Annotated in this window: 11 protein-coding genes; 5 read left to right on the top strand and 6 right to left on the bottom strand. The window is 46.0% G+C overall.

All coding sequences use genetic code 11. The annotated features are described in order from the left end of the window. On the top strand, window positions 1–1,100 hold a 1,100-nt coding region (locus ACO6VE_RS17825; RefSeq protein WP_422462644.1), incomplete at its 5' end, for an L-lactate dehydrogenase. 119 nt (window positions 1,101–1,219) lie between these two features. On the opposite strand, the gene erpA is transcribed toward ACO6VE_RS17825, so the two are convergent. The 3 genes from erpA to ACO6VE_RS17810 form a co-directional block, all read right to left on the bottom strand. Continuing rightward, window positions 1,220–1,573 carry an iron-sulfur cluster insertion protein ErpA gene (gene erpA, locus ACO6VE_RS17820; protein WP_101747158.1) on the bottom strand — a complete coding sequence of 118 codons (354 nt, stop codon included), beginning with the start codon at window positions 1,571–1,573 and terminating at the stop codon, window positions 1,220–1,222. A 116-nt stretch (window positions 1,574–1,689) separates the two neighbouring features. After that, window positions 1,690–2,136, bottom strand: a complete 447-nt coding sequence (locus ACO6VE_RS17815) for a bactofilin family protein (RefSeq protein ID WP_422450407.1) — start codon at window positions 2,134–2,136, stop codon at window positions 1,690–1,692. Further along, complete coding sequence (locus ACO6VE_RS17810; RefSeq protein WP_422462642.1) at window positions 2,108–2,878, bottom strand: DUF6776 family protein; 771 nt, start codon at window positions 2,876–2,878, stop codon at window positions 2,108–2,110. The genes ACO6VE_RS17815 and ACO6VE_RS17810 overlap by 29 nt, the downstream gene beginning before the upstream one ends. Window positions 2,879–3,539: 661 nt before the next feature. Between ACO6VE_RS17810 and ACO6VE_RS17805 the strand changes: the two genes are divergently transcribed. Beyond that, window positions 3,540–4,181: a CDP-alcohol phosphatidyltransferase family protein gene (locus tag ACO6VE_RS17805; RefSeq protein WP_422462640.1), complete on the top strand. Its 642-nt coding sequence runs from the start codon at window positions 3,540–3,542 to the stop codon at window positions 4,179–4,181. Window positions 4,182–4,427: 246 nt separating this feature from the next. On the opposite strand, the gene ACO6VE_RS17800 is transcribed toward ACO6VE_RS17805, so the two are convergent. The 3 genes from ACO6VE_RS17800 to ACO6VE_RS17790 form a co-directional block, all read right to left on the bottom strand. Then, entirely contained in the window at window positions 4,428–5,255 is an 828-nt protein-coding gene (locus tag ACO6VE_RS17800; protein WP_422450404.1) for a hypothetical protein, read from the bottom strand. A gap of 406 nt (window positions 5,256–5,661) precedes the next feature. Continuing rightward, complete coding sequence (locus ACO6VE_RS17795) at window positions 5,662–6,528, bottom strand: hypothetical protein (protein WP_422462638.1); 867 nt, start codon at window positions 6,526–6,528, stop codon at window positions 5,662–5,664. Window positions 6,529–6,581: 53 nt separating this feature from the next. Continuing rightward, window positions 6,582–7,421: a hypothetical protein gene (locus ACO6VE_RS17790; RefSeq protein ID WP_422462636.1), complete on the bottom strand. Its 840-nt coding sequence runs from the start codon at window positions 7,419–7,421 to the stop codon at window positions 6,582–6,584. 277 nt (window positions 7,422–7,698) lie between these two features. On the opposite strand from ACO6VE_RS17790, the gene ACO6VE_RS17785 reads away from it, so the two are divergent. The 3 genes from ACO6VE_RS17785 (at window position 7,699) to ylqF (ending at window position 11,092) form a co-directional block, all read left to right on the top strand. Then, window positions 7,699–8,688, top strand: coding sequence for a GNAT family acetyltransferase (locus ACO6VE_RS17785; protein ID WP_422462634.1), 990 nt, complete (start codon window positions 7,699–7,701; stop codon window positions 8,686–8,688). A 352-nt stretch (window positions 8,689–9,040) separates the two neighbouring features. Next, a complete protein-coding gene (locus ACO6VE_RS17780) occupies window positions 9,041–9,814 on the top strand; it encodes a hypothetical protein (RefSeq protein ID WP_422462632.1) in 774 nt (257 codons plus the stop codon). Between the two features lie 381 nt (window positions 9,815–10,195). Continuing rightward, complete coding sequence (gene ylqF / locus ACO6VE_RS17775) at window positions 10,196–11,092, top strand: ribosome biogenesis GTPase YlqF (RefSeq protein ID WP_422462630.1); 897 nt, start codon at window positions 10,196–10,198, stop codon at window positions 11,090–11,092. The last annotated feature ends 28 nt before the right edge of the window (window positions 11,093–11,120 follow it).

Below are 11,120 nucleotides of genomic sequence, written 5' to 3'. Positions count from 1 at the left end.
GTCTGCAAATAAAAACATACCTGAAATCAGCCGCTGGTGCTTTTTTTTTCAAATTTGTTGATTTCTACCCACAGTTATCCCTGAAGAGCCACTTTCTTGAGGTATGCACATATTTCAGCTTATTGTTGCCAGGGCATACTTCAAAGACGCAGGCACTCACCATGAATACGAATAAAATTGGCATTATCGGCACTGGCTTTGTTGGCATGGCGGCCGCCTACTCCCTGTTCCAACAAAAGCTGGCCAATCAAATTATTCTTGTGGATAAGAACCAGGAGAGAGCCCATGGCGAAGCACTGGACCTGATGCATGGCCAGCCACTGGTGGGACGCTGCGAGGTCACCGCCGGTGACTTTGCCAGTTTGGAGGGGGCAGGCATCATCGTTATCTGCGCCGGTGTCAGTCAATCCAGCCCCGATGAGAGTCGCCTGCATCTGCTGCAGCGAAACATCAAAGTGTTTGAAGCCATCGCCAGAGAGCTTGACCAGCATGCACCCCAAGCCTTGTTGCTGATTGCCAGCAACCCAGTGGATATTCTTACCCATGCCATGCAAAGCCTGAGTCATCGTCCCAATAACCTGGTGATTGGCACCGGAACCCTGCTGGATACCTCCCGCTTTCGAACCCTGCTGGCCAACTACTATGATGTCTCACCCCAGTCCATTCACGCTTATATTCTCGGGGAACATGGTGACTCTGAAGTACCGGTCTGGAGTTCCGCCACCATTGCCGGGCTTGGCATCAAAGGCAATACGATTAATGGTCGTGAATACGATCCCGAAGCCCTGGCAGGTATTGTCACCAGGGTCAGAAAAGCCGCTTACGAGATCATTGCCAACAAAGGCTACACCAACTGGGCGATTGGTCTGGTTATTGCCTTTATCATTCGCATGGTACTCAATAATCAGCGCAGTGTTCTTCCGGTCACGGTCCGGCTGAATGGAGAATACGGCATTAGCGATATCTGTCTTAGCCTGCCAACCGTTATTGGCAGTGACGGCGTGGAGAGTATTATTGCCCCTAAGTTGGATGAGGAAGAACTGGCGGGCATTCGACAATCGTCAAACACCCTTAAAGTCTCTATGGATCAGCTGGTATAAGCCCCTTTTGTACGATCGGTAAAACACACAGATCACGCAGGACACATCAGAAGGTTTCCTCTGTGACCGGCGTGATCTTTGTGATTCTCAAAAGCCCTAAAGCGTTTCAGGCTATTCGTTCATATCGAGAACGAGGACCCACAGCCGCAGGTCGACTTGGCATTGGGGTTTTTAACCAGAAAGCGAGAGCCTTCCAGCCCCTCTTCATAGTCAATCTCCGCGCCCACCAGGTACTGGTAACTAAGGAAATCAACCACAATGGCTGCGCCATCTCTGGTAATCAGGGTGTCATCATCAGCAAGATTACTGTCAAACGTGAAGCCGTACTGAAAACCGGAACAGCCGCCACCGGTGACATATACCCGGAGCCTTTGATTTTCTTCGGTCTCATCTGCCAGCAATTCACTTACCCTGCGGGCAGCAGCTTCCGTAACACTGATTGGCTCCGGTATCACTGTTTCTACTACGCTCATTGACCCTCCCGTGCCGCCGCCCAGGCTCATGGCCATCACCTACTGATAACCCGTTAAGGCAGCGACCCGTCATTTACTCATTAGCGGGCTATTATCGGAGTAACCAACTGTTACAGTCAACTATCCACCGTTTCAATCACTTCCGCTGCAGGCATCTCCTGGTCAGCACGCTCCAGCAGAGGCTGAGGTCCGGCTGGCACACCATTCGAGTGATGCTCAAGACTGCCATTAACCTGAGACCCTATGGTCATTTCTATCACGTTGTAAAACACATTACCGGTAATCACGGCCCTGGAAGCAAGCTCCAGATGTTCTTCGGCAAAAACATTGCCACGAACATGGCCATCGACCACCACACGCTGGACACGAACATCACCTTCCACACTGCCATTATGGGCAATGGTTAACATGCCCTGATCAGCTGACACATTACCTTTAACACGCCCTTCAATATGCACGGAACCGGAAAAGTGAATATCGCCGGTAATGATTGTTTCTGACGATATGAGCGTCGTACTGCCATGTTTCGCGACGTTACCCGCTGTTTTGCTCTTGCCGAACATCCGCTAACAGCTCCTTATCCCATTGATAAATTTGTTCAAAACTCTGTTTGATTCCGCTGGTGATCCGCACCATAACCTTGACCTCTGTCGGCTGAAAACCTTCCGGTACAGTGAAGTCAAAGTACTCTCTGTCACTGGGCAGAGCCTGAAAATAGCGAAACCCCAAACCTGCGACAGCCTGATCCGACGCGATCAGCTTCTGCAGCGGTATGGTCTGTGCTTTGCCATCTTTCTCGCCAATCAGGGATACCGATAGTGTTCCTTTCAAAAACGGGTTGCTTCTCGCCACCTGGGAAATCACCAGTCGAAGACGGTACTGACCGGATTCATTCCCCCGAAGTAAACTGAAGCCCGCCACCCGCACACCGGTAGACATGTCTTCCGGAGCCAGGATGCTTTTGAAAAAAGTCAGCTCTTTATGCAGCAGCTCTTTCTCTTCCTCAAGCTTCTTTACTAACAGGCGAACATTATTGACCGCTTCACGATCCATTTTGCTGGCACTTTCCAGAATGCCCACTCGCTGCCGGAGCTCTCTGTTCTCTTCCTGCAATACTCTGGCCCTGTTCTCCAGAGTGGTATGCTGTTGCCGAAGCTGGTTCAGATTCTGGCCTGCATGATTTCCACCATACCAATAGGCAAAACCACCCAGCAAAGCAATAAATACCAATAGAAAAATTCGAATTAACTGATCTCGTTTCGGGTCATGGCGTATAACCCTGAGTTTGCTACTGTCGGGATGCAAAGCTATCCACCTTTTCCTGACCATGACTCGGGCCCATTAAATAGTTAAGAGCCAATGAGCCTGCAACCTTCCTTCAACAGCACCTATTAAAAGGATGCGCCTTATTCTGAAGAACTTAACCCGGATATTTCATAAACATGCTCCCGCTCTCGCTTGTCCTTTGCCGCTCTAAGGGAATTTTGTTCAGTCGACCGTACTCCCCGGTACGGCGCTCCCTCACAAAATCCCTTAGAGCGACAAAGTCCTCGGCTTTGGCATCCTGCGTCGCCCTATCTCCCACATCCATGTGGTCGTACGCGAGATTCGGGGCAGTTTATGAAATATCCGGATTAACAGCGGGACTATACACAAGCCGAAAAAACATAACAAACAAACCGGCAAACTTTCGCCACACCCAAAATTCAGTCCTGGCCAAACATCTAAAGAAGCAGTTTGGCACAGAAAAAAGCCAGCGGTATGATGCACTTTTAAGTAGTTGGCCAAATGGAATCGTATTTTCTGGCTAAGTGGGCAGTTACTATGCAAGGCACAACGTAGGGAGCATAGCCGTAGCTATGTGACCGGAGTTGTAACGCCGCAGAGTGACTGCCCACTTAGTCAGAAAATACGATTTCATTTGGTTAACTACTTACCGTTCATCAACACTGCCTTCTGATATTACATGATCGATAAATGGACAACCGCACTTATTCAGCCACCGTTGAGATTGGCTGCGTTGCAGTTAAAGCATCGTGGCATCACACCGGACCAGGTCACCGTTGCCGGTTTTATGATGGGCATGCTGGCAGTCCCATTGCTGGCCTTTGAGCTCTACTCACTGGCTTTAGTGATGATTCTGGGTAACCGGATACTGGATGGTCTTGATGGAGCACTGGCCAGACTGGGCAACCCCTCAGATGCTGGCGGGTTTCTGGATATTACCCTGGATTTTATTTTTTATTCGGCCATTGTCATGGGCTTTGCCCTGGCGTCACCGGCACACAATGCGGTGGCAGCGTGCGTCCTGATTTTCTCCTTTATGGGCACCGGAGCCAGCTTTCTCGCTTATGCCATCATGGCTGAGAAACATCAGCTGTCAGACCCGCGCTTCAAACACAAATCCCTGTATTACCTGGGTGGTCTGGCCGAGGGTACAGAAACCATTGCGCTGTTTGTGCTTTTTTGTCTGCTGCCCGGTTATTTTCCACAACTTGCCCTGGGTTTTGCCGTTATATGCATTTTAACCGCCGCTCTCAGGGTCTGGTCTGGTTACCAAAGTATTGAGCAGGCAGAGAAAGAAAAGCACCAAAAGCCAGCCTCCTAGCCCGGATATTTCATAAACTGCCCCGAATCTCGCGCCGGACTTTGTCGCTCTAAGGGATTTTGTGAGGGAGCGCCGTACCGGGGAGTACGGTCGACTGAACAAAACTCCCTTAGAGCGGCAAAGGACAAGCGAGAGCGGGAGCACGTTTATGAAATATCCGGGCTAGGGATTGAGCCATTTTTTAGAGTGTTTTTAACAAATTCAGGAAACTGCATTTGCAGCAACCCCTGATTTGGCCTTGGATACTCAAGCTAAATTTTCTTCACCAAGCGTTGCTATAAGGTTTCTTACATAATCTTCAGTGAGCTCAGCACAGCAGGTAAGCAACCTTCTTTCTACCGGACGTTTGGTAAGCTCATCTACATCTGATACGTGCATATCTTCAACTTTATGGAGTCCATTAAAGATGATGCTATCGCCAGGTTTTTCGTATTCAACTGTTTTTATGGTTTTTCCTACAGGAACGCACTTAGTATCTGATTCTTCTGCAAAACTTAATGCTCCACCAGAAAAACCATTGTTTTGTTGGATATAGGGGGATAAAAGAGTTGTCATGCTTAAAGAAGAGGCATCTTTATGCCAGGGCATATTACATATCTCTTGTTGTGCCGGGGTAAATATATACCTGAGCACTCCACAATGAACCTTCACAGTAAAATTCTTCCAATTGAGTTGGCGCCCCATGGATTGTAAGGCCTCTTTACACATTTCATTTATTGACTCTGTATGTGGCGCAAAATTTTGGTCAAAGCCCTCTGTACCTGAAAGCTTACCATTTTCATCAAATGTTACTGTTGAAAATACACGGTTCACATTTTCAGCTCTAATGTTGACTCGCTGCATTTGATTTCCATTGTTAAGGAACTTACAGGTAGGCAAACTATCAATTTCCTGATGTGCTTTTTCCATGGCTAATTTTGAAACAGCATTAGGCACTTTAATAATTATTTTTCCAGCATAATTCTTTCTTTCAGATTCTGTTACCTTTTGAGACATTAATATCTCTTCAACATAATCAGCATTAGCTATATTAGCTGCAATTAAATTTTCTTGAAATGGTTTAGCTGAATACATATAAAAATTCCTTACTATCTTAAAATATCATATTTAGATTTTAAGGTGGAATGATCTGACAGTGTGTTTAATAATTTTCACTGCGAGGGGTTAAGATAACTGACACCATTGAACAAAGAGAAATTATCCAAATGGCTGTAATCTTTCAGGTCAGGAGATTAAATAAGCTGGCTAATCGTCCACTATAAAATCAAGCAATTTCAATATAGTCTAAATTTTAAAAACTCCCAGCACGCCCTAAAAATTAATTTGCAAGCAATTAAGTTCAACTGGTTGGCACCTGACACAACTATGATTCGGGCGGTAGCCAGCCGGTTAATTTAAACTGTATTCTCCACCTGCCCATACCAGCCTTACAAAAATCCAGAAGGCTGAACCTGCAACACCCCTTGGTTTTGGAGTTAAGTTAAACTAAAGCTAAATTTTCTTCACCAAGCGCTACTGAAAGATGTCTTACATCATCTTCAGATGGATTAGTAAAGCAAACAAGCAACAATCTTTGCACGGGGCGTTCTTTAAGCTTCTTTTCATTCAATACATACATTTTTTTAACTTTATGAAGTGAGTTAATATTATCAAAGATGAAGCCGTCTCCTTGCTCTTTGTATTCAAATGTTTTTATGGTAGATTTTTCAGGAATACCAGAAGAACTTCTAGGAAGAGTACTAGAAACATTTGAATCTTTTGCAAAACTCAATGCTCCACCACAAAAACCATTATCGTGTTGATTATATGGAGATAACAGTGTTGTCATGGATAAAGTACATTTATCTCTATGCCATGGCATATTACATATCAATGTTTGTTCACTGGTGAATGGGTACCTGATCAAAGAGCACCAAGCCTCCACAGTACAATTCCTCCAGTGGAGTTTGCGCCCCATTGTTTGCAAGGCCTCTTTACACATTTTGTTTATTGAATCTGTATTCGGCTTAAAATTTTTATCAAAGACCTCTGTATCTGAAAGTTTACCAGATGCGTCAAATGTTACTGTTGATGGAAATAGATATTTATTATGTTTTTCTGGATCAATGATTGTGATATCCTGAAATTTATTTCCTTTGTTTTCAAAATCGATTGTAGCTAATCTATCAATTTCCTGAAACGCTTTTGCCAAGGTTGTTTTTGAAACAGTATTTGTTACCTTAACAATCACTCTTCCAGAATTATTTCCCGCCTTTATTGATTCCTTATTATCAGATAAGGATGAACCTTCAAAAGAATCAGTGAAAGCCACTGTAGACTCAGCACTTGATGATGCGGTTGAATACATATTAAAATTGCCTACCTGTTTTATAACTCATATCTGAATTTTGGATTAGGTGCTCAGACTAAATTTTCTTCACCAAGCGCTTTTGATAGAGCGATTACATCACCTATAGATGGCCAGGCAAAACAAAGAAGCAGCAGTCTTTCTACGATTTCTTCTCCATCCTTAATTTCACGCAATAGATGCATGTTTTCAACTTTATGCAATGATTTCAAACCATCAAAGATGAAGCCATCTCCCGGCTTTTTGTACTCAAGTGTTTTTATGGTACCCGCTACAGGAACTCCGGGAGAAAATAAGGAATTTTGTGCAAAACTCAATTCTCCACCAGTAAAACCATTGCCGTGTTGATAATATGGCGATAAAAGTGTTGTCATGGATAAATTACATCCATCTTTATGCCATTCCATATTGCATACCTGTGTTTGTTCAGGGGTAAATTGATACCTGAGCACATTACAACGAACCCCAATAGAGAAATCCTTCCAGTTAAGTTTTTGCCCCATTGTTTGCAAGGCCTCTTTACACATTGCCTTTATTGAATCTGTATGGGGCGCAAATTTTTTTTCAAATGCTTCTGTATCTGAAAGTTTACCAGCTGCATCAAATGTTACCTGTGTTGGATACTGTGAAACCTTGGTGTATTCTGAAGCAACAAGTTCAACCTGTCGTATTCTATTGCCACTATTGACAAAATCAGAAGTAGGTAAATTTTTAATTTCCTGAATAGCTTTTGCCAAGGTTAATTGTGAAACAGCATCTGGTGCTTTAACAATTATTCTCCCAAACTTGCTTGCTTTTTCGAATGATAAGATTTCATCAGACAAGGATGGATCTTCGATAGAACCAGATGAAGCCGCAGTAGAATGAATACTGGATGCTGTAGTCGAATACATCTTAAAAATTCTTTCCTTTTTTTATAAATCATATTTAGAAATCTCATGATAGTCTAAATTTTAAAATCCCACTTATCACTCTAGTCAACCAATTGATCCATTTTGAAAGGCAATAAATATACCCGGAACAACAAATACTGCGTGAGATTCGGGGCAGTTTATGAAATATCCGGGTTAAGCAGCAAGAATAACAACTTTCAGCATGTAAAACCTGCATCTTGAAACTGTCTGGTTATATAGCCTAAAGTCAATGCTATTGAATTACAGAGAATAAAACATGGATACCATTATCCGGCACGCCGAAACTCCTGACTTGCACGCTATTGGAGAGTTTTTCCGCGACCCGGGAGTAACCCGCCAGACCAGCCAGATCCCTTACCGCCCCCAGGCGTATTGGCACAATCTGTTCAATATGGACGACAAGAACCATATACAGCTGGTAGCCGAGTCCTCAGGACAAATCCTTGGCCTTCTCGGGTTACAAATACAGGACAACCCACGACGCAAACACTGCGCAAGTTTTGCTATTACCGTGCATCCGGATGCCCAGGGACAAGGCATCGGTAAACAGCTCATGTCGGCCATGGTAGAACTCGCCGACAACTGGTTGAACCTGGTGCGGATCGAATTAGACGTTTATACCGACAACTCCCGGGCTATCAGCCTCTACCAGGGCTTCGGTTTTGAGATAGAAGGTGAAAGCAAATGTGATGCCTTTCGCGATGGACAACTGGTCAACAGCTACCGGATGTCCAGAATCCGATTACCCGTAGCAACCCCGAAACCAGAGCACGCGCAGCAGCATAAAGCCCACCCCGGAATGACTGTTCGCGCCTTCAAACCTCAAGATACCGAAGCGGTTATCAGGCTATGGCAGCAGTGTGGTCTGACCACTCCACAGAATAATCCACAACGTGATATCGATCGAAAAGTGGCCATCAATGACGGCCTTTTCCTGGTAGGCCTGATCGAAAATGAAATCGTTGCATCGGTTATGGGGGGTTACGAGGGCCATAGAGGCTGGGTGAACTATCTGGCCGTCGCTCCCCAATGGCAACAATATGGACTGGGCAGAACCCTGATGGAAAAGTTGGAAAATCGTCTGGCAAAGCTGGGATGCCCAAAGATCAACCTGCAGGTACGCAGCGCCAACCAACAGGTTTTGGCCTTCTATCAATCCCTGGGTTACCAGACAGACCAGGTCATCAGCCTGGGAAAACGTCTGGTGCAGGAAAGCGCTAATACGCCTACACCCCGTTCACCCTGAGCGGAGTCGAAGGATGGGAGCACCGCACTTCGACAGCGCTCAGTGTGAACGGTATGGATATCAACGCTTGCCTAGTACATCTCTTCAATAATAAGGTTGAGACGTATAATCTTCGTTCACCCTGAGCGGAGTCGAAGGGTGATTGGCACGGTCTTTATTCAGAGTATGGTATTTACGCCCTTCGACTTCGCTCAGGACGAACGGAGTTTGGGCGTCATTGATAGAGGGAACCCATCAAATACATTGAAACCATGTACCAGGAGGCTGACGGGAATAGATTCCAAAAACTCTTTGCAACTCTCAGAGCAGAAAACAGTCTGATATTATGATTCCACATAATATGTAATACATCATGACTATTATCAGACGGCTTATCTCAATACTGGTTCTGCTCTCGTTTGCCACGGTGGGCAACACCGCCTCACAACGCCCTGTAGCCAACGATTTATCGTCGGCAGACTCCCGGCCCAAGCCAAAAGAAGTGGCATTCTCCCCCCGGAAACTCCGGCTGATTGACTATAATCCTGTGTCCGGAAACTACCTGTTCCGGGGCAATATGCCCGTTATCAAAGGCCGGTTTGCCTATCAAAAGCTTATTGACACCATGAACCGGAGAAGTATTGAACAGCTCCATACCCCCCTTCCCGAAAACATTTATATTTATGATTTTTCGTTGATCAGCAAGCTCGGTGAACGTCATTTACTGAAACAGGAACAGATGTTTGCCCAAATCAACCCGGACTTGATGCAGCTGATCCACCATCCGGTTTATGGTGCTGCTTCCAATCCCGACTATTACCCGACGTCAGTTCTCCACATCATGCTCAAACTTCCCTTTATTGGTGATGTATACAAACTGGTAGACAAGCTCAACAAATTACTTAATCAGGAGTACAGCAGGCCTGCCGCCATTTTTGTTCACTGTCAGGCTGGCAGTGACCGGACAGGCATGGTCATTGGCACTTATCAGATGCAGTTTCTGGGCAAAAGCTACCTTGAAGTGATTGAGGAAGCAGAGGAAATTGCAGGAAGACCGCTCAGGTCACTGCAAAAAAGAGCACTGAAATGGATCGCCTATTATTTGCGGGATAGTAAAGGAATTCAGAGTGTTGGTGCCATTTACTAGTACATTGTTTCAATGAGTTTGACGTGTACAATCTCCGTTCACCCTGAGCGGAGTCGAAGGGTGCTTGGCACGATCTATCAGAGTTCGGAGTTTTCGCCCTTCGACAGGCTCAGGACGAACGGAGTGCGGAGGCACGACAACCCGTCAAACTCATTGAAACCATGTACCAGGAGGCTGATGATCAAAACAGTTACCAGGTTCGGCTGACACAACGTTCTATTTCACGTCCCTACTGCCCTGCATGCGCTCTTGCCATTGCCTGGCGCATCACCACCATAACAGGTCAGCCGCTACCTTTTAATCTTTTCAAATTGGTGGTTTGTGGTGCATCCGATACATAGTAAAATAACTCGTTTTCATTCAGGCAAGATAGATCCAACAATGGCAATAAACTGGTATCCCGGCCATATGCACAAGGCCAAAAAAGAGATCCGTGAAGTGATACCAAAGATGGATCTTATTATCGAGGTGCTGGACGCGCGGCTTCCCTTCAGCAGCGAGAACCCGATGGTTGCCTCCCTGCGTAAAGACACACCCTGCATCAAGATTCTCAACAAGAGTGATCTGGCTGATCCGGCGGTCACCCAACAATGGGTAGACCATATCAACCGTACTTCCGGCATGAAGGCCATTGCCGTCAATCTGAAGCAACCGGACAAAATTCGCAGCATTCTGGATATGGCACCCGCTATGGTTCCTGAGCGAAATCTGGAGGTCAGCCAGCTGAAGGCCATCATCCTTGGTATCCCCAATGTGGGCAAATCCACCACCATCAATATTCTGGCCAGTCGCACAGTTGCCAAAACCGGCAATGAGCCGGCGGTCACCAAGCAGCAGCAGAGAATCAAACTGCCCAATAATATTGTCTTGCTGGACACCCCCGGCTTCCTCTGGCCCAAGCTTGAGCCGGAAGATTGCGGCTACCGTCTGGCCATCAGCGGAGCCATCAAAAACACGGTTATTGAGTTTGAAGACGTTGCCATGTACCTGGCCGAGTTTATGATGCAGCATTATCCGGATGCGCTCTTGCAGCGTTACCAGCTTAAGGACATTCCGCAAACCGGCATTGAGCTGTTTGACAGGATCGGTCAGCGGCGTGGCTGTATGCGCAGGGGCGGTATTGCCGATACCCATAAGGTTGCCGAAATTCTGATCAATGAGTTCCGGGATGGCCAACTCGGTCGTATTACCCTGGAAACACCAGAAATGATTACAACCCAGCTGCAGGCCATGGAGGCAGCAAAAGTGGCAAGGGAAGCAGTCAAGGCTGACAAATAACCAGCATATTTATCAGACACTGAGGTTT

It is taken from the genome of Endozoicomonas sp. ALB115 (assembly GCF_049310245.1).
Lineage (GTDB): Bacteria > Pseudomonadota > Gammaproteobacteria > Pseudomonadales > Endozoicomonadaceae > Endozoicomonas.
Note: the sequence above shows the minus strand (reverse complement) of the source record. Positions and strands in the feature narration are given on the sequence as shown.